Origin of the sequence: Ruicaihuangia caeni (assembly GCF_040536845.1) — a bacterium.
GTDB lineage: Bacteria > Actinomycetota > Actinomycetes > Actinomycetales > Microbacteriaceae > Ruicaihuangia > Ruicaihuangia caeni.
Genome location: NZ_CP159582.1, coordinates 333,502 through 351,077 on the forward strand (window position 1 = coordinate 333,502; position 17,576 = coordinate 351,077).

General features: G+C 67.5%; 17 protein-coding genes. 6 read left to right on the plus strand and 11 right to left on the minus strand.

All coding sequences use genetic code 11. The annotated features are described in order from the left end of the window. Positions 1-72 precede the first annotated feature (72 nt). The gene (locus ABV606_RS01580; RefSeq protein ID WP_353988086.1) at positions 73-2,304 is read left to right on the plus strand and encodes a hypothetical protein; all 2,232 of its coding nucleotides are present in this window, start codon (positions 73-75) and stop codon (positions 2,302-2,304) included. 13 nt (positions 2,305-2,317) lie between these two features. After that, positions 2,318-3,376: an AI-2E family transporter gene (locus ABV606_RS01585; RefSeq protein WP_281487516.1), complete on the plus strand. Its 1,059-nt coding sequence runs from the start codon at positions 2,318-2,320 to the stop codon at positions 3,374-3,376. 442 nt (positions 3,377-3,818) lie between these two features. Here the strand turns inward: ABV606_RS01585 and ABV606_RS01595 are convergent, their stop codons facing one another. The 7 genes from ABV606_RS01595 to ABV606_RS01625 form a co-directional block, all read right to left on the minus strand. Next, on the minus strand, positions 3,819-4,475 hold the full coding sequence (locus ABV606_RS01595) for a transglycosylase SLT domain-containing protein (RefSeq protein ID WP_281487514.1): 657 nt from the start codon (positions 4,473-4,475) through the stop codon (positions 3,819-3,821). Between the two features lie 168 nt (positions 4,476-4,643). Beyond that, a complete protein-coding gene (locus tag ABV606_RS01600; RefSeq protein WP_281487513.1) occupies positions 4,644-5,192 on the minus strand; it encodes a DivIVA domain-containing protein in 549 nt (182 codons plus the stop codon). A gap of 94 nt (positions 5,193-5,286) precedes the next feature. Next, a complete protein-coding gene (locus tag ABV606_RS01605; RefSeq protein ID WP_281487512.1) occupies positions 5,287-6,255 on the minus strand; it encodes a phosphatidate cytidylyltransferase in 969 nt (322 codons plus the stop codon). After that, entirely contained in the window at positions 6,255-6,809 is a 555-nt protein-coding gene (frr, locus tag ABV606_RS01610; RefSeq protein ID WP_281487511.1) for a ribosome recycling factor, read from the minus strand. Before frr ends, ABV606_RS01605 begins: the two co-directional genes overlap by 1 nt. A gap of 100 nt (positions 6,810-6,909) precedes the next feature. Beyond that, positions 6,910-7,680: an IclR family transcriptional regulator gene (locus ABV606_RS01615; protein ID WP_281487510.1), complete on the minus strand. Its 771-nt coding sequence runs from the start codon at positions 7,678-7,680 to the stop codon at positions 6,910-6,912. A 93-nt stretch (positions 7,681-7,773) separates the two neighbouring features. Then, positions 7,774-8,538: an SDR family NAD(P)-dependent oxidoreductase gene (locus ABV606_RS01620; RefSeq protein WP_353988087.1), complete on the minus strand. Its 765-nt coding sequence runs from the start codon at positions 8,536-8,538 to the stop codon at positions 7,774-7,776. Further along, positions 8,535-9,569 carry a Gfo/Idh/MocA family protein gene (locus tag ABV606_RS01625; RefSeq protein WP_353988088.1) on the minus strand — a complete coding sequence of 345 codons (1,035 nt, stop codon included), beginning with the start codon at positions 9,567-9,569 and terminating at the stop codon, positions 8,535-8,537. The genes ABV606_RS01620 and ABV606_RS01625 overlap by 4 nt, the downstream gene beginning before the upstream one ends. A 423-nt stretch (positions 9,570-9,992) precedes the next feature. Here ABV606_RS01625 and ABV606_RS01630 point away from each other — a divergent pair, with 423 nt between their 5' ends. The 3 genes from ABV606_RS01630 (at position 9,993) to dctP (ending at position 12,956) form a co-directional block, all read left to right on the plus strand. After that, entirely contained in the window at positions 9,993-10,559 is a 567-nt protein-coding gene (locus ABV606_RS01630) for a TRAP transporter small permease (RefSeq protein ID WP_353988089.1), read from the plus strand. A gap of 5 nt (positions 10,560-10,564) precedes the next feature. Beyond that, entirely contained in the window at positions 10,565-11,839 is a 1,275-nt protein-coding gene (locus ABV606_RS01635; RefSeq protein WP_353988090.1) for a TRAP transporter large permease, read from the plus strand. Positions 11,840-11,915: 76 nt separating this feature from the next. Continuing rightward, positions 11,916-12,956, plus strand: coding sequence for a TRAP transporter substrate-binding protein DctP (dctP, locus tag ABV606_RS01640; protein WP_353988091.1), 1,041 nt, complete (start codon positions 11,916-11,918; stop codon positions 12,954-12,956). Between the two features lie 133 nt (positions 12,957-13,089). Here dctP and pyrH read toward each other — a convergent pair whose 3' ends face one another. The 3 genes from pyrH to rpsB form a co-directional block, all read right to left on the minus strand. Beyond that, entirely contained in the window at positions 13,090-13,809 is a 720-nt protein-coding gene (pyrH, locus tag ABV606_RS01645; RefSeq protein ID WP_281487504.1) for a UMP kinase, read from the minus strand. Between the two features lie 103 nt (positions 13,810-13,912). Then, a complete protein-coding gene (gene tsf / locus ABV606_RS01650; RefSeq protein WP_281487503.1) occupies positions 13,913-14,740 on the minus strand; it encodes a translation elongation factor Ts in 828 nt (275 codons plus the stop codon). Positions 14,741-14,751: 11 nt separating this feature from the next. Next, positions 14,752-15,669, minus strand: a complete 918-nt coding sequence (rpsB, locus tag ABV606_RS01655; RefSeq protein WP_353988092.1) for a 30S ribosomal protein S2 — start codon at positions 15,667-15,669, stop codon at positions 14,752-14,754. Between the two features lie 409 nt (positions 15,670-16,078). On the opposite strand from rpsB, the gene ABV606_RS01660 reads away from it, so the two are divergent. Continuing rightward, complete coding sequence (locus tag ABV606_RS01660) at positions 16,079-16,615, plus strand: M23 family metallopeptidase (RefSeq protein ID WP_353988093.1); 537 nt, start codon at positions 16,079-16,081, stop codon at positions 16,613-16,615. 13 nt (positions 16,616-16,628) lie between these two features. Here the strand turns inward: ABV606_RS01660 and ABV606_RS01665 are convergent, their stop codons facing one another. Next, complete coding sequence (locus tag ABV606_RS01665; RefSeq protein ID WP_281487500.1) at positions 16,629-17,543, minus strand: tyrosine recombinase XerC; 915 nt, start codon at positions 17,541-17,543, stop codon at positions 16,629-16,631. Positions 17,544-17,576 lie beyond the last annotated feature (33 nt).

A 17,576-nucleotide genomic window follows, 5' to 3' on the forward strand; every position in this document is an offset into this window, starting at 1 on the left:
GCTCACGAGGCGGCAGCCCGACCGTCGCTGACTACACTCTGAATGTTCGCCAGTTCGAAAAGGGAGCAACCGTTGGCAGCTGACGATACCGGGTTCGCCACAGAGCTTCGCGGCTACAAGAAAGACGAAGTCGATCGCGCCGTGCAGGAGCTTCGCCGCGAGCTCATCAAGGCGAACACCGACAAGGCCGAGCTCAGCAAGGACGTGCACCGTCTGCAGGCGGCGTTGGAGGATCTTCAGTCCGAGCTCGATGAGATCGGAAGCCCCACCTATGCCGGTCTCGGCACGAGACTGGAGAGCACCCTCCGTCTCGCGGAAGAGCAGTCGACGAGGCTGATCAGCCAAGCCGACATCGACGCAGAGAAGCTGCGAGCGCAGTCGCGCGCTGAGAGCCAGAAGATGCTCGCCGATGCCAAGGCCGAGTCCGAGCGGATGCTGCAGGACGCCCGCGAGACGGCAACCCGCGCGCTCGACGCCGCGCGCGCCGAGGCCCACGACGTCATCGCCGACGCCCAGGACACCGCTGAGGCGACCACGCAGGACGCGATCCGGGAGGCCGCCGCGGTGAGGGCAGCCGCCGCTGCAGAGGCGAGCGAGGCCCGGGCCACCGCGAAGCGCGAGGCCGCCGCATTCCGCGCGGATGCCGAGCGCGAGGCTGCCGAGCTGAAGGCACTCGCTGTGAGAGAGGCTGCTGAGGCGAGAGAGGCAGCCGCGGCGCTGGCGCGCGACACGGAGAAGGGCCGCGCTGACCTCGAGAACGAGAGCAGCACGCGCCGCGCAGAGCTCGAGCGCGACCTCGAGCAGCAGCGCAGCGACGTGGAGCGCGAGGTGAACCTCCAGCGCGAACTGCTCGAACGCGAACGCGAGACCGTGACTGAGTCGCTCGCCCAGGAGACAGAGACCACGCGCGCGGCACTCGAGAACGAGGCACGAACCACCCGGGAAGCGCTGGCTGCCGAGATCGACGGCGCCCGCGCGGCGCTCAACGCGGAGATCGAGCGCGAGACCGCGCGGCTCGCCGAAGAGCGCGAGCGCACCATCGCAGACCTCGAACGCGAGACCACTGAGCGCCGAGCAGCGCTCATGGCAGAGGAAGACGCGCTTCGAGAGCGCCTCGACCGCGACCAGCGCTCGATGCGCGAGATGCTCGAAGCCGAGCTCACCGAGGCTCGCACGGCGCTCGCGCTCGAGCGCGAGACCATCGACAACGACCTGCGCCAGCGGGTTGAGCGCACGCAAGCCGATCTCGACGCAGAGGTGCAGCGCCGCAGGGACGCGCTCGAACGCGAGGTGGCCGAGACCCGTGAAGCGCTCGCGAGCGAGACCGCACAGGCGCGCTCGGCTCTGGACGCCGAACTCGCCCGCAAGAGACTCGAACTCGACGAGCACGTCGAGCGGACCACCACCGAACTCGCCGCCGAGGTGGCCAGGACTCGCGCCGAGCTCGCTGCCGATGTCGATCGCACCACCGCAGCGCTCGCCCGAGAGAGCGAGGAGACGCGGGCGCAACTGGCTGCTGAGGTCGAGCAGACTCGCGAGTCGCTGCAGCGCGAGATCGAAGCAGCGCGGGCTCAACTCGAGGCCGAGATCGCGCAAGCGCGCACGGCGCTCGAGACGGAGACGCGCAGCATCCGCGCCGAATTGGAGACCCACGACCACGCCACCAGGGCTGCCCTCGCGGCCGAGGTCGAGAAGCAACGCGCCGACCTCGCCCGTGACATCGAGGCTCAGCGAGCGGAGCTCGCCTCCGAGGTGCAGGCGGTACGTGCACAGCTCGCGCACGAGACGGATGCCGCCCGCTCGGCGCTTGATCAGGAGGTGGAACGCTCGCGTGCCGAACTGCACGAGGAGCTCGCCGCCGAACGCGACGCTGCCGAGCGCGAACTGCTCGAGCGCCACCGCTCGGCGGTGGCCGAGGCGCAGACCCATCTCGACGAGGCGAACGCTCAGCTCGCCGATGTCACCAACCGTGCCGCGGAGCGCCGCGAGGAGCTCGAGCGACTCGAAGCACAGGCGAAGATCGACGCCACGGCGGTGCGCGAACGCGCGGAGAGCGACGCCAAGCAGCTCATGCAGCAGGCAGAGGCCAAGGCGAAAGCCCTCGTGACCGAGGCCGAAGAGCGCACCTCACAGCTCGTGCAGGAGGCCGATGACCGTCTCGCCGAACTGCGCATCGAACGAGACGCCGTGGCGAGCTACTTCGCGAACCTCCGCGGAGTACTCTCACAGGCAGAGCAGTTGACGGCCGGGCAGTGGGCCCAGCAGTCGTCGGCTGCGAGCGATCAGTCGACGAGCGACGAGTGAGCGGGGGCCGCGCTTGAGGATCCACAACGCGTTCACGCTGGGGCTCTTCGGCGGGCTCGGCGTGCTCGTGGCGATCGCGATCGGCGCGGCGATCAATCAGCTCGCGGTCATCCTCACCTATGTCGGCGCTGCGCTCTTCATCGCGCTGGGGCTCGACCCGGTGGTCAGCTGGCTGGAACGCCGCGACGTGCCGCGATGGCTCGCGATCCTGCTCACACTGGTGGCAGTGATCGGGGCCTTCGCCGGGCTCGTCTTCGCGCTGGTCCCCGTGCTCGTCACGCAGACGTCGAAGCTCATCACGCAGGTGAGCGACTGGGCCAACAGTCTCACCTTCTCCGATTTCATCGCGAATGTGCAGTCGCTCATTCCGAAGGAGATCCTCGATGTCGACGCGACCATCGGCGCCGCCGTCAACGCGCTGCTCGATCCCAAGAACATCGCCGGCATCGGCGGCGGGGTGCTCACTGCGGGCGTGAACATCGCCAGCGGGGCGTTCGGCGGGCTGATCGTGCTGATCCTCACGCTGTACTTCGTCTCGTCGATGCGGCAGCTGAAGCGCGGCATGTACTCGCTCGTGCCCGTTTCCAGACGCGAGCGCTTCATCGAGATCTCCGAGCAGGTGACCGAATCGGTCGGTCGCTACGTTGTCGGTCAGGTGTCGCTGGCGCTCTGCAACGGCGTGCTGAGCTTCGTCTATCTCTCGATCATCGGCGCTGCGTACCCAGTGCTCTTCGCGTTCGTGGCGTTCCTGTTCTCGCTCGTGCCGCTCGTGGGCACGATCTCAGGTTCCGTCGTGATCGTCGTGCTGCAACTCATGTTCAACCCCGAGTCGATCAGCACCGTCATCGCGGCCGCGATCTGGTACCTCATCTACATGCAGGTCGAGGCCTACGTGCTCAGCCCCAACATCATGAATCGGGCGGTCAAGGTTCCCGGAGTGCTCGTGGTGATCGGGGCGCTCGCCGGCGGCACGCTGCTCGGGATCCTCGGTGCGCTGGTCGCGATTCCGGTGACCGCTTCCATCCTGATCATCGTCAAGCAGGTGTTCATTCCGCGCCAAGAGGCGCACTGAAGCGCACTGAAGCGCACTCGGCCGTCAAGAAGCGCACTCGACCGAAGGGCACCGGGCCACGCCCTCACCGACTGAGGTCGATGAACGGCATTCCCGCAAGGCCGAGACGGTGCGGGAGTCAGCCTCTGATGCTCCAGCAGTGGCGGTGCCAATGCCGACGGTCGGCGAGATCGTGGGCGTCGCCCATCAACCCATCCGCGCGCCACGCAACAAGGTGCGCGACCCCGGGATCTATCGATCCCCCGCACCCCGGGCACGTGTAGCTCTTCAGAGCGGATGCCGCTCCCACCGGCTGCACATTCCACTCACCGTCGCGCTTGTGCTCGGTCCGCCGCATACCGGCGACGAAATGCTCGAAGCGCAACTGACGTTCGTCATCCGGCGGGTGAGACTGCCGACGGTGCCGCCGAGCACGATTCGAACGCGGCAACGCTGTGGCCCATCAGTACCAGCCGCTCGCCTGAGACTTCGCCCAGGCGCCGCACGGCGTTCCGTAGCGGCCCGAGATGTAGCCGAGGCCCCAGGTGATCTGCGTCGCGGGGTTGGTCGCCCAGTCGGCGCCGGCCGTGGCCATCTTGCTGCCGGGCAGCGACTGCGGGATGCCGTAGGCGCCGCTCGACTTGTTGTGCGCGTAGACGTTCCAGCCGGACTCCTTGTTCCAGAGCGCGACCAGGCAGTCGTACTGGCTCTGGTCCCAGCCGCGGGCCATGACCATGTCGTAGGCGATCGCCTTCGCAGTGCCGGGATCGGGAGTGCCGGCCGCGGGGGCACCGCGGTAGACCGAGGAGACGCCGGCCGACGCCGCCGGCTTCGGCGGCGGCGGCGGAAGCTTCACGACCTTGTAGTCATCCCGTGCGACCGCTTCGACGATCTCGCCGTCGAGCACATGCGTCTGCGCGCGCAACGTCTGGTTCCCAGCCGTCTGCTCCCCACCGTCCGCGGCATACGTCATCGTCGTCGGCATGGCCGACAGCGCGATGAAGCCGAATGCGGCGGTCGATGCGAGCACCGGGACCACGGAGCGGAGCCGGTTGCGGAGGGTCTGGCGACGCCCGCGAGGGGTCTTCCCTGCGATATCTGCGTCCGAGTGCTTACCCACGATCACAGAAGCATAACGGAGAGGTCGCGCGATACGGGCATCCGCACGGCATCGTGGAGAAAACTGCCAGGTCGCATCACCGCATCGGCATGGATGAGCCCGCTGGCAGCGGCACCGATGCGTCGTCCTGCATGCACCGGAGCGGTCGCTGGCGGTGGATGAACTCGATCAGCGCACGGCGAGCATGGTGCGCACGACCTCGTCGAGCAGAAGGTCGACCTGCCCCTCGTCATACCCTCGCTTCGCCGCACGGAACACGACGGTGCGCACCTCGGTGACGGTCAACGGCGTGCCCAGCTGCAGGAAATCAGTGATTCGCTTCGCGAACGCGTCGACATCGCCGACCCGATACCCGGTGGTCAGCAGCCCGACCCGACGGAAGCGCTTTCCTGCGGGACGCGAGAGCCTGTCGAGCACTTCCTGCGCCGCGCCGCGCGCCTGCTGGTCCCAAGCGGACCGGCCCTCGCGCTCGAGCGCTCGCTCCCGCTCGCGCGTGGCGAACGCATCCTCGAGGCGCTCGAGCGCAGCGTCGACCATCGCGGGGTCGTAGCCATCGCGCACCAGGCCGAAGGCCGTGTGCCGGATGCTGTCGGAGGTGACGTCGTGCGTCGCGTCGCCGTCGGCGAGATACGCCTCGCGCGCTGCGGCGAGGAATCGCTCGACCTCGTCGACGTCGTATCCACGCGCGGATCGGCCGGTGCGTGGAAAGGTGCTCACGCTCCCATTGTGCCTTACGAGTTCACGGTGCCGTACGCGTTCACGCCCTCACGCGTGCGGCGCGTCTGCGTCGCCGCCGCGGCTGGTCCGCGCGTCAGGCGAAGATGAGGTAGAAGACCGTGGCGGCGACAGCGGAGGGCAGCACCGAGTCGAGCCGGTCGAGGAACCCTCCATGCCCTGGCAGCCATGAACTGATGTCCTTGATGCCGAGGTCGCGCTTCAGCATGGACTCCGCGAGGTCGCCGAGCGTGCCGGTGGCGGTCAGCACGATGCCGAAGAGCACCCCGACCCACCACGGCTGATCGATCATGAACAGCGCGAGGAGCACGCCGGCGATGATGGCAGCAGCCACGGAGCCGGCGAACCCTTCCCACGTCTTCTTCGGGCTGATGCGCGGAGCCATCGGATGCCGGCCGAAGGTCAGTCCCGTGGCATAGGCGCCCGTGTCGCAACTGACCACCACGATGAGGAAGGCGAGCGTCCACCACTGCCCGTCGGGCTGGGCGGCGAGCAGCACCGCGAAGCTGCCCAGGAACGGCACATACGTGAGCACCATGAGCCCTGCGCCGAGGTCGTGGAGCACGTCGCGGGCCGGTGCGCGCCGGAATCCCCACTCGACGAGCCGCCACACGGTGACGAGCACCATGCCGGCGAGCGCGGCGAGCCACTGCCCCGCGGCGCCGAGGTAGAACGTCGCGGGCACGATGGCGATCGCCGAGATCACGACAGGCGCTCGCGGCACGTCGCGCCCTGAGAAGCGCAGGGCGCTCGCGAGCTCGAAGGCGGTCAGGCACAGCAGCGCCGCCGCGAAGAGCATGAAGAGCTCTTTGAAGACGAGCAGGCTGAACAGCAGCAGCGCGCCCAGCGCCAGGCCTATGAGGATGGCCATGATGAGGTTGCGGCCGGTGCGCTTCTCGATGCGCTCCTCGATGGCCTCGTAATGCGCGCGGGCCTCGGCGAGATGCGACTCGAGCTCTGCGCGAGCGTCGTTGGCGAGCGCTTCGAGGTCGGTGCGTTTCCGTGCGCGTCTGCGCGTGGGCGGATCCCCGTCAGGGCGCCGCATCAGACCTCGAGCAGTTCCGCTTCCTTGCGCTTCAGCGCCTCGTCGATCGCATCGACGAACGACTTCGTCAGCGTCTCCAGCTCCTTCTCGCCTCGGGCCACCGCGTCGTCGCCCAATTCGTCCTTCAACGCGTCGAGGTCGTCCTTCGCCTTGCGCCGGATGTTCCGGACCGAGACGCGTGCTTCTTCGGCCTTGTTCTTGACGATCTTCACGTATTCCTTGCGACGCTCCTGGGTGAGCTCAGGGAGGATCGCCCGCACGATGGTCCCGTCGTTCCCCACGCTCGCACCGATGTGCTGTGCGTTGGCCACAGCCTTCTCGATCTCTCGCAGCGCCGACTTGTCGAACGGCGTGATGATCAGCATCCGCGCTTCGGGGTTCTGCATGGTCGCGAGCTGACCGAGCGGGGTCGGCGTGCCGTAGTAGTCGACCAGGATCTTCTGGAACAGGGCGGGGTTGGCACGGCCGGTGCGGACATTGGCGAAGTCGTCCTTGGCGACTTCGACGGCCTTGTTCATCTTGTCTTTGGCGTCGGCCAGCACGTCGGCGATCACAGCGGCTCCTTGGCGTTGCGTTGTGGTGTGAGCACCAGCTTAGTGTCGGGCCGCCTCGGCTCCTGGCGCCGAATACGGCCGAGGCGCGCCGCTTCAGCGCTCAGGCGATTTTCAGCGACTCGGCAGACAGGTGACGGGCGAGCTGCAGCGCCGTGGTGCGCAGCGCCGCCGTATAGCGGGCCGGGTCGGCGTCAGCGGGGATGCCGGTGACCGCGACAGCTGCGAGCGGTCGCCGCTCGTCATCGAGCACCGGTGTTGCGATGCACGCGGTGCCGGCGGCCGTCTCACCGCACTCATAGGCGACGCCGGTGCGGCGCACCTGAGCGAGCTGCTCGAGGAACCGCCCAGGCTGGGTGACCGTTTGCGCCGACAGCCGCGGCAATCCCCTCGCCAGCACGCGCTTGGTCAGGTGCTCGGGCGCGAATGCGAGCAGTGCCCTGCCGAGCGCCGTGGCGTGGGCCGGCAGCCGTGAACCCGGTCGGGTCAACGGCGCGGCGCCGGCGCGACCTCGGGCGATCGCGACGCACACGACGTCAGCGCCCTCGAGCGTCGCGAGTTGCACCGTGTAGCCGGTGGCCGCCTGCAGGTCGGCGATCGCCTGCTGCGCTCCCTCCTGGAACGGCTGCGGGCGCGCCGCGCGTTCTCCGAGCTGCACCAGCCGCTCGCCCAGCCGGAACCCCTCCGGGCGGCGATCGAGGAACCCGTGGCGGGCGAGCCCCGCTGCGATGCGCGCTGCCGTCGACTTCGGCAGCGCCGTGCGTCGTGCGAGCTCACTCACTCCGAGCACATCGCCTGGTTCTCCGAACGCGTGCAACACCGAGATGATTCGGTCGATGACGGAGACGCCGACGTTGTTCTCGTTGGTGCGCATGCTGGGATTATCGGCATTCGGTGCACAGACCGCAAGCGTTTTCGGAATCGTGTTCCAAAAATCACGGCTCGTGCTCGCCCCGTGGCCGGGGCCTCACGCTCCCGAGAACCGACCCCCGGTGAGATCGAAGACCTGCCCCGTGGTGTAACTGCACTCGTCCGAGAGCAGCCAGGCGGCGAGCGCGGCGAACTCCGAGGGGTGGCCGACTCGCCCCATCGGCACCCTCGACAGGAGCATCGCGTTGCGTTCAGGACTCAGGTCGTCGAGCAGCCGCGTCTGGAACATCGAGGGCGCGACCGCGTTGACGACGATGCCCGAGTCGGCGACCTCCTTCGCCACCGATTTCGCGAGCGAGATGACGCCCGCTTTCGATGCCGAATAGGCGCTCATCGAGGCATTGCCCTCGCGGCCCGAGATGGAGGCCAGCAACACGACCCGGCCTGCGCGCTGCTGCTTCATCACGCCCATCACCGTGTGCAGCGCGAGGAACACTGAATCGAGGTTGACGCCCAGCGTGCGCCGCCATCCGTCGTAGGGCACCTCCTCGACGGGTGCTTCAGGGCCTTGCGCGCCGTGGGCGACCAATAGACCGTCGAGGCGGCCGTAGCGCTCGAGGACGCGGTCACGGAGCTCGACCCACTGGTCCTGATCGGTGACGTCGAGGCGCACGCGCGCTCCTTCGTCACCCCAGTGCTCCTCTTCGATCGAGAGGTCGGCGACGAGCACGACCGCGCCTTCCGCCGCGAGCCGCTCGGCAGCGGCTCCTCCGAGGCCACCAGCGCCACCGGTCACCAGCACAACGCGGCCCCGGTGTCGCTGCGGCCAGACGGCTGAGCCCTCGACCGAGGCTTCGCTCATCGCTCGACCCGCGTCACCTGACGGGACTCGTGCGCCTCGTCGATCGCCGTCGCGACCGCGAGCGTGTTGTACCCGTCGCGCGCCGAGATCACCGGTGCCTCCCCGTGCTTCACCACTCGCACGAGGTGCTCGAGCTGCGTGATGTACGGGTTCACTTCCACACGATCGATGGTCTGCTTGGTGAATGGCAGCTGCCAGTGGTTGCCGCCCTCGTGGCGGAACACCGTGAGCGACGGCAGGGCGATCGACGCCTCGGTTCCCGAGATGAAGTAGGCGTCCCCCGGAGTGGTGGGGAAGTACGCGCCGTAGCCCATGAGGTCCCAGTTCCACGGCGAGGCCGCCGCGTCGCTGAGCATCGCGGTGCCGATCGCCCCATTGGCGAACTCCAGCACGGCCCCTACTGTCTCCGGAACCTCGAAACCGCGTACCTTCGACGAGCCGAGTGCCGTCACGGTGTCGATCTCGCCCGCGAGGTAGCGGATGACGTCGATGTCGTGGATCAGGTTGATCAGCACGGGCCCGCCGCCGCGTCGCCGGCGCCACTCGATGTCGAAGTACTCGTCGGGCTTGCGCCAGGTGCTCATGAGCGAGACCGCCACGATCTCACCGATGCCGCCCGACTCGATGAACTTCTTCGCCGCAGCGACGTCGGGCGCGTAGCGGCGCTGGTGTCCGACCAGCACCGGCACTCCTCTGCGCTCTGAGGCTTCAACGATGCGCGAGGCCTGTTCGAGCGTGTCGGCGATGGGCTTCTCGACGAGCACCGCGACGTCGCGGTCGATGGCGGCAACGGCCGCATCCGCGTGCATGGCGTTCGGAAGCGCGACGATCACAGCATCGACCCCGCCCGCCTCGAGCAGCGATGCGTAATCGTTATGGTGCTGCGCGCCGAGTTCGACCGAGAGCTGCTTCGCGGCATCCGTAGGGTCGGCGATGGCGACGAGTTCGACGCCCTGCGCCTGCTGTGCGTATTGCGCGTGCTCGCGGCCGATCAGGCCGGCGCCGAACAATCCGAGTCTGAGTTCTGACACCCGTTCACTCCGGTTCTCTCAGGTCATTGACGATGCGTTCGGCGAGCAGCTTGCAAGGTGCAGCCCGACCTCACGCCGGTGTGTGCCATCCGATGGCACGCCTCCTTATGAGGGTCTCTCGGGTCGCAATTCCGCAGTTATGCTCCCTGCTGACTATTCTGTCGGAATACCGTTCCATTATTCGAAGGCGAACTAATCGGCGCGAGCACAGCGAGCCCACCGGTGGGATATGTCATCTGGGGCATTGAGCCGCGCCGAGTAAGCTCGCCGGGGCCCTGCGGATGCCGCAGCAACGATGCAGCGCAGCGCTTGCACCGAACCGCAATCACGAAAGGCAATCGATGAACCGATCGCTCATCGCGCCTACCGGCTTGTCCGGCGGGCGACGAATCGCGCGGAAAGCGCGAGAGAGGACAGCGGGAGATGACTGACTCCGCACCCGAGAACGCAGAAGCGGCATTCGAGAACCCCACAGCAGGCCCCGCTCCCAAAGAGAGCGCGTTCTTCCGCTGGTGGGGGAACATCGAGCTCTCGCTGGCCGCGTTCTTCTTGCTCACCATGTTCGTCGGCGTGCTGTGGCAGGTGCTCGGCCGCTATGTGCACGAGCTCAACTGGCCCGGCGCCGGTGAGATCGCACGCTACTCCCTGACGGGCATCACCTTCATCCTCATCGGCTACCTGATCGGCAAGAACGGGCAGATCACCGTCGCAGTGATCGACAACATCGCCAAGGGCCGCGCGCAGGTGATCGTGAAAGCAGTGGCAGCGTTGCTGCTCGCCGTGATCTGCGCGCTGCTCACCTGGGAGGCGTGGGCGATGTTCCAGAGCGGCTTCAGCCGCACCACCACGGTGCTGCAAGTGCCGCTCGCCTACGTCTTCGCGCTCCCGCTGGTGGGACTCGTGTCCGGAACCGTCCGCGCAGTCATCAAGATCTTCCACGCCAAATACGACGAGGCGGATTCGCTCACGCTCGAGGAAGCAGAGGCATAAGTCACATGGAACTCGCACTCGTAGCCATCGGCATCCTCGTCCTGCTCTTCCTGAGGGTGCCCGTCGCCTTCTCGATCCTCGGCCCGTGCCTCATGTACTTCATGCTGAACGGGTACTCGACCGGTCTCGCCCTGAAGACTGTGTTCGACGCGGCCAACAGCTTCCCCCTGCTGGCCGTACCGCTCTTCATCTTCGTCGGTGTGATCGCGAACAAGCTCGGCATCGCCGAGCGACTGTTCGACTTCTGCCTCGCGGCCATGTCGCGCGTTCGCGGAAACCTCGCCTACGTCAACGTCGGCACCAGCGTCGGCTTCGCCTGGATGAGTGGTTCGGCGCTTGCCGACGCCGCCGGCCTGGGCAAGGTGCAGGTGCCAGCCATGACGCGCGCCGGGTACCCCTTCCGCTTCGCCGCGGGCCTCACGGCGTCGTCCGCACTGATCTCGCCAGTCATGCCGCCGAGCATCCCCGCTGTCATCTTCGCCTCCGTGGCGACGATCTCGACCGGTGCGCTCTTCGCGGCATCCGTGGTTCCCGCGTTGCTCATGGCGCTCGGGCTCTGCGTGTACATCTTCTTCTGGGTGCGCAAGCGCCCTGAGTTCGCGAGCCAGCCCTTCGACTCCCGCCGCTTCTGGCGCGCGGGCCGCCGGGTGCTGCTGCCTCTCGGTACACCGGTCATCATCCTCGGCGGCATCGTGGGCGGCCTCTTCACGCCCACCGAGGCAGCCGGTATCGCGGCGCTGTACATGCTGATCCTCGGTATGTTCAATCGCACGCTGAACCTGCGTGTGCTGTGGGACGCAGCCAAGGAGACCGTGTTCCTCACCGGTGGCATCATGATCATCATCGGCGCGGCCGGCATGCTCGGTCAGGTGCTCGCTCGCGAGCGTGTGGCGCAGGGCGTCGCCGACTGGATGACGAGTGTGACCGACAGCCCGATCGTCTTCCTGCTCATTGTGAACGCGATCTTGATCCTGCTCGGCATGGTCGTCGACGCGACCGCGATCATCCTGGTCACGGTGCCCGTGCTCATGCCGGTCGTGGTGAGCTTCGGCATCGACCCGGTTCACTTCGGCGTGATCATGATCGTGAACCTCATGATCGGTCTGCTCACTCCACCGGTCGGCAGCGTGCTCTACGTCATGAGCTCCGTGACGAACCGCTCGGTGGACGAGATCTTCCGCGGCATCCTGCCGTTCCTCGTCCCGCTCGTGAGCGTGCTGCTGCTCATCACGTTCTTCCCGCAGATCGCGATGTTCGTCCCCAACGCGCTCGGGTTCTAGCTCCGGCAAGGCCCCCAAAGCGCACACACCGAGACGGCTCCGGAATGATCCGGGGCCACGAAGTAAAGGAAAATCAATGATCCACAGCAATCGGATCCGCCGCGGCGCCCTCTCGGCGCTCGCGCTGACCGCCGGAATCGGCCTGCTCGCCGGTTGTGCCGGCTCGGGCGACACCGGTGCGGACGGCAAGGGCGACGCCGCCGAGACCATCACGCTCGAGTTCGCAAGCAGCCAGTCGGAGCAGACCCCGAACTACTTCTGCGGCATGGAGCTCTTCAAGGAGCGCGTCGAGGCAGCCGACCTGGGCATCGAGGTCGACCTGTTCCCCGCCAGCCAGCTGGGCCCCGACACCGAGCGCGTCGCCGCGATCCAGTCGGGCGACATCGCCATGGACCTGCAGGAAGCCGGCCTCGCGTCGGTGTACCCGCAGGTGGGCATCCTCGGTGCTGCCTACGTGTTCGACGACGTCGACCACGCCTTCGACTGGATCGACAACAACTCGGAGGACTTCCGCACCGCGTTCAACGAGGCCACCGACATCACCATCATCGACGGCTGGTACTACGGTTCGCGCACCTTCAGCTCCAACGACCCGATCCACGGGCCGGAGGACCTCGCAGGCATGCAGATGCGCTTCCCCGACACCCCGCAGTACCTCGCCAACGCGAAGGCTCTCGGTGCGAACGCCGTGGCGGTCGCGTACGAAGAGGTCTACGTCGCGCTGCAGCAGGGCATCGCCGACGGGCAGGAGAACCCCGTCGTCGGCACCAAGACCGCCAGCTACGACGAGGTGCAGAACTACGTCGCGCTGAACAACCACCAGGTGAGCATCCACTGGGTGACCATCTCGGACAAGGTGCTCGACAAGATGAACGACGAGCAGCGCGAACTGGTCTTCGACACCGTGCGCGACATCCGCGCCGAGAACCGTCAGTGCGTCGAGGACGAGACCGAGAAGATCCTCGAGGACTGGCGTGCGAACGGCCCGGTCGAGGTCATCGAGACCGAGGACATCGACGTGCAGGCCTTCATCAAGGGCGCCGAGGAGTACTTCCAGTCGTACTACAAGGGCGACGACCTGGCGTTCTACAACAGCATCCGTGAGACCGCCAAGTAGTCTCTAGGACACGCGAGAAGGGGATCGGCTGGCGCCGGTCCCCTTCTTCGTTTCTCAGTTCATGGCCTCGGCCCCGAGCGCGAAAAAGAGGGGGACCGCCAAGTGAGCGGTCCCCCTCTTCGCCATGAACGAGTCAGTCGCCGTTGCTCACGAGCGTGCCGAGCTGTTCGCCGAGGATGGCGCGCGTGATGTTGCCGGCGGGTTCCATGCCGAACACGAGCATCGGCATCCCGTTGTCCATGCAGAGACTGAACGCTGTCGAGTCGACGACCTTGAGGCCCTGCACCAGCGCCTCCTGGTAGGTCACACGGTCGAGTTTGACGGCGCCGGCATGCTTGCGCGGGTCGGCGTCGTACACGCCGTCGACGCCGTTCTTCGCGACCAGCACCACATCGGCGCCGATCTCGAGAGCGCGCTGGGCCGCGACAGTGTCGGTGGAGAAGTACGGCAGACCCGCTCCCGCGCCGAAGATGACGACGCGGCCCTTCTCCAGGTGCCGCTCGGCACGCAGCGGAATGTACGGCTCAGCGACCTGTGTCATCGAGATCGCGGATTGCACGCGCACCTGCGCGCCCGCCTGCTCGAGGAAGTCCTGCAGCGCGAGCGCGTTCATGACGGTGCCGAGCATGCCCATGTAGTCGGCTCGCCCGCGATCCATACCCCGCTGGCTGAGCTCTGCGCCGCGGAAGAAGTTGCCACCGCCGACCACGATCGCGACGTCGACCTCGCGGGCCGCCTCGGCGATCTCGCGGGCGATGGCGCTGACGACATCAGGATTCACCCCGAGGGAGCCCGCACCGAACGCCTCCCCTGACAGCTTCAACAGCACTCTCCGTCGGCGCACCTCGGTCACATCGTCTCCTTCACAACGGGGTTGGTCATCACACTATGGCGGGGTGCCCGCTCATGGAAATGGGGTCCGAGACCGCAGTCTCGGACCCCATCACGTAGCGGTCTTACGCGCCGACCTTGAACCGGGCGAAGCCCGTGACCGTGATACCGGCGCTCTCGGCGACCTGCTTGACCGTCAGCTTGTTGTCGCGCGCGTACTCCTGGTCGAGCAGCGCGACCTGCTTGAAGAAGGCGCCGAGGCGACCCTCGACGATCTTCGGCAGCGCCGCTTCCGGCTTGCCCTCGCCGCGGCTGATCTCCTCGACGATGCGACGCTCGTTCTCGACCTCTTCGGTCGGGACGTCTTCGCGCGTGAGGTAGCTCGGGTTCGCGAACGAGATGTGCTGGGCGATGCTGCGCGCCGTGTCTGCGTCGTCACCGCTGTAGCCGACGACCACGCCGACCTGCGGGGGCAGGTCCTTGTTGGTGCGGTGCAGGTAGATCGCGAACTTCTCGGCCTCGACCGAGGCGACACGCCGCAGTTCGACCTTCTCGCCGAGGATCGCGGCCTCGTCGTTGATGAGGTCGGCGACGGTCTTGCCGTCGGCGGGAGCAGCAAGTGCCTCCTCAACGGTCTTCGCGCCCGCAGCAGCAGCGGCTTCGAGCACCGCGTTGCCGAGACCGACGAACTTCTCGCCCTTGGCCACGAAGTCGGTCTCGCACGCGAGCTCGATCATGGTGGTGACGGAGCCGTTCTCCTTGGCTGCGACGAGCCCCTCGCTGGTGGAGCGGTCGGCACGCTTCGCGTTGCCCTTGGCACCCTTGAGCCGGAGGATCTCGGTGGCCTTCTCGACATCGCCCTCGGCTTCGACGAGCGCGTTCTTGGTGTCGATCATGCCCGTGCCGAGTCGCTCGCGCAGGGTCTTGATGTCTTCGAGGCTGACGTTAGCCATACAAGCCGTCCTTACTTGGTCTCGTCGTTGGCGGGAGCGCCGGCGGCTGCCGGAGCCTCCTCGTCGGCGGGGAGAGCCGCTTCCTCAGTGGGAGCGAGGTCGCCGGGGACTTCCTGAGCGGTCGCCTCGACAGCGGGAGTCTCCGACGGTGCGGCAGCGGCGTTCGACTGCTCGAGCAGTTCGCGCTCCCACTCGGCCAGCGGCTCGACGGCCGAGACGTTGCCGGCCTCTTCGGGCTTCTGGTGGCGCTGGATGAGGCCCTCGGCCGCGGCGTCGGCGATGATGCGGGTGAGCAGGCTCACCGAGCGGATCGCGTCGTCGTTGCCCGGGATCGGGTACTGCAGCAGATCGGGGTCGGCGTTGGTGTCGAGGATGCCGATCACCGGGATGCCGAGCTTGGTGGCCTCGTCGACCGCGAGGTGCTCGCGCTTGGCGTCGACGACCCACAGCGCCGAAGGGGTCTTCGACAGGTTGCGGATGCCGCCGAGCGTCTTGTGGAGCTTGTCGAGCTCGCGGCGCTTGATCAGGAGCTCCTTCTTGGTGAAGCCCTTGGTGGTGTCCTCGAAGTCGATCTCCTCGAGCTCCTTCATGCGGGCGAGGCGCTTCGAGACGGTCTGGAAGTTGGTCAGCAAACCGCCGAGCCAGCGCTGGTTCACGTAGGGCTGGCCGACACGCGTCGCCTGCTCGGCGATGGACTCCTGCGCCTGCTTCTTGGTGCCGACGAAGAGGATCGTGCCGCCGTGCGCGACGGTCTCCTTGACGAAGTCGTAGGCCTTGTCGATGTAGGCGAGCGACTGCTGAAGGTCGATGATGTGGATGCCCGAGCGCTCGGTGAGGATGAAGCGCTTCACCTTCGGGTTCCAGCGGCGGGTCTGGTGCCCGAAGTGCACGCCGCTGTCGAGCAGCTGGCGGATGGTGACGACGGCCATGGCCGTTCTCCTTGTCTTGCGCGGTTGCGCGATCTCAGTTGTCTTCCGGAGCCGGTCGGCTCGGAACCTGGTGCCCGGTGCGTTCCCGCCACTCACCGCGACGACCGTGGTCGACGTGCGAAGGACTGAGTGGGAGCGTTGACCGAATGGGCACGCGAAGTCACCCGTCGATGACGGATGCAGGTGCAATAGTAGCAGCCGAGTCGCTGCACGCTCGCTCGGTTCGGCGACGGCGACGGCGCTTCGCCGCTCCTCCCCGAGCCGCATTCGCCCATGATGCTGCCCCAGTACGGCTGCGGTCGCACCGCGAGCGGGGTGGGCTCGAGAACGTATGCGAATGCTCCGAGGATCCGGCCGTCGATGTTGGTGGCGCCGTGCCGCACCTCGCGCGCGAAGAGCGCTTGCGGGCATGCTCCCGCTCGTGCTCGCCTTGGTGCTCGCCTCAACGCCCGCTGGTTCCTCCGCCGGTGCGGAACTGGGCTTGTCCTCCTCACCCTCGCCCCGGTGGAACGCGGATGCCCGCAACGATCCGCTCTGGGCATGGCCCGTACGCGCTGCGGCTGCCGTGGAGCGCGACTATCTCGCCCCGCCGACTCCCTACGGGCGAGGCCACAGAGGCGTCGACTTGCATGCCCCCGAGGGGACTACGGTGCTCGCGCCCGCAGCGGGAACGGTGCACTTCGCGGGGTGGGTGGTCGACCGGCCGGTGCTGTCGATCCGCCACGAGGGCGGCCTGCTCTCGAGCTACGAGCCGGTGGAGTCCGAGCTCTCGACGGGTGATGGGGTCATGAAAGGAGAAACGATCGGCACTGTCGTGGCCGGGCACTGCAGTGACGTCGGCTGTCTGCACTTCGGCGTGCGGCTGCACGGGGAGTACATCTCCCCGATGCTGCTGCTCGGCACCGTCCCTCGTTCAGTGCTCCTGCCCACACGGCGTTTGCCCTAGTGCGAGGGGCTGCCTAGGCGCGCGGGTGCGCGTTGCGGTACGTGGCCTTGAGTCGCTCCGCCGAGACGTGCGTATAGATCTGCGTCGTGCCGAGGCTCGCGTGCCCGAGCAGCTCCTGCACAGCACGCAGATCTGCTCCGCCGTCGAGCAGGTGGGTGGCCGCGGTGTGCCGGAGGGTGTGCGGGCCGGCGGGACCGCTATCGAGGTCACCCAGGAGCCGGGACATCACGCTGTGCACGGCCCTCGCTCCGAGCCGTCCGCCTCGAGCGCCGAGGAACAGTGCGTCATGCTCCGGCGACCGGCCTGCCCCGGCGAGCAGTTCCGGCCGGCCGCGATGCAGGTAGTCGTCAAGAGCGCGCTGGGCCGGGATGCCGTAGGGAATCACACGCTGCTTGGCGCCCTTCCCCATCACGCGCACGGTGAGGCGTTCACGGTCGAGGTCGCCGAGGTCGAGGCCGACAAGTTCGCTCACGCGAAGAGCAGAGGCGTAGAGCAGCTCGACGACGGCCAGGTCGCGAAGCGCGACCGGGTCACCGGTGGCGGCACGATCAGCGAGATTCTCGAGCAACGCCGCTGCCTGCGGCTCTGTCAGCACCCGCGGCAAGTGCCGGGCGGGTCTCGGCGAGCGCAGGCGCAGGCCGGGGTCGGCGGGCGCCGGCAGCTGTTTGGCGAGCCACTTCGTGAACCCGCGAACCGACGCCGTCCTTCGGGCCAGACTCGACTTGGCCATGCCTCGATTCGATTGCTCCCACAACCAATCACGCAGCAGTTCCAGATCCAGCTGATCCGCCTCGACGATGCCGGCGCGCTCCGCGAACGCCGCGAGACCAGCGAGATCCGCTCCATACGCACGGAGCGTCTGCGCGCTGAGGGCGCGCTCGGTCTCCAGGTGGGCGAGGTAGGCGTCGATGGCCGTGTCGAGGCGCATCGCTCAGCCCTCCCGAGCCACGGCGGCCGACGC

Bases quoted from the DNA above. Each gene is read 5' to 3' on its own strand.
- ABV606_RS01605 (WP_281487512.1), bottom strand. From the start codon at position 6,255: ATGCGGCGCCCTGACGGGGATCCGCCCACGCGCAGACGCGCACGGAAA.
- ABV606_RS01620 (WP_353988087.1), bottom strand. From the start codon at position 8,538: ATGAGCGAAGCCTCGGTCGAGGGCTCAGCCGTCTGGCCGCAGCGACAC.
- dctP (WP_353988091.1), top strand. From the start codon at position 11,916: ATGATCCACAGCAATCGGATCCGCCGCGGCGCCCTCTCGGCGCTCGCG.
- ABV606_RS01660 (WP_353988093.1), top strand. From the start codon at position 16,079: ATGCTCCCGCTCGTGCTCGCCTTGGTGCTCGCCTCAACGCCCGCTGGT.
- ABV606_RS01665 (WP_281487500.1), bottom strand. From the start codon at position 17,543: ATGCGCCTCGACACGGCCATCGACGCCTACCTCGCCCACCTGGAGACC.
- ABV606_RS01635 (WP_353988090.1), top strand. From the start codon at position 10,565: ATGGAACTCGCACTCGTAGCCATCGGCATCCTCGTCCTGCTCTTCCTG.
- ABV606_RS01630 (WP_353988089.1), top strand. From the start codon at position 9,993: ATGACTGACTCCGCACCCGAGAACGCAGAAGCGGCATTCGAGAACCCC.
- rpsB (WP_353988092.1), bottom strand. From the start codon at position 15,669: ATGGCCGTCGTCACCATCCGCCAGCTGCTCGACAGCGGCGTGCACTTC.
- ABV606_RS01615 (WP_281487510.1), bottom strand. From the start codon at position 7,680: ATGCGCACCAACGAGAACAACGTCGGCGTCTCCGTCATCGACCGAATC.
- tsf (WP_281487503.1), bottom strand. From the start codon at position 14,740: ATGGCTAACGTCAGCCTCGAAGACATCAAGACCCTGCGCGAGCGACTC.